The organism is Maricaulis sp. D1M11 (assembly GCF_047308265.1).
In the GTDB taxonomy this organism is placed as follows: Bacteria; Pseudomonadota; Alphaproteobacteria; order Caulobacterales; family Maricaulaceae; genus Maricaulis.
The window spans coordinates 1-458 of sequence record NZ_JBKQWY010000019.1 but is presented as its reverse complement, the minus strand read 5'-3'; the positions used below and the strand labels follow the sequence as shown (position 1 = coordinate 458).

General features: G+C 56.8%; 1 protein-coding gene. It reads left to right on the top strand.

The window, feature by feature from the left end:
* Nucleotides 1-243 precede the first annotated feature (243 nt).
* Nucleotides 244-458, top strand: a 215-nt coding sequence (locus tag RMQ97_RS15450) for a hypothetical protein (protein WP_413661798.1), incomplete at its 3' end; no start/stop codon positions are given.

The following is a 458-nucleotide window of genomic DNA, read 5'->3' as shown; positions in this document are numbered from 1 at the left end:
GAAGAATGGCGGACCTATGGCGGCACGAGCGCAACCGGCAGCAGTGACAACAGCCAAGGCATCACGCGGAACTATTTCACGACCGATCAGCACGGGAGATTGATCGAGAGTTCCGTCAGACACAATGTGTCAGAATTCAGCTTCGATGGCTTGGGACGCGTCACGCTTTCCGACAACACCGTCACAGGCTCAATCACCTACACATACAATGATGGCGGCACGGCCGGGATCCCGCAGGCTCACATGACTGTTGTCACAGGTGCGGGCCACACCACCACGACGGTGTACAATAATCTGGGCCAGGTGGTCTCATCTTCCCAGTCCGGGTCCCATGTCACGACGGGCGAAGAGACCTTCAAATACAATTCAGCCGGACAGGTCGCCGTCTCCACGGATGCAACGGGCAAGTCCCAGTACTTCCTGTATGATGATCTTGGAAGACTGGTCGCCCAGCTTTG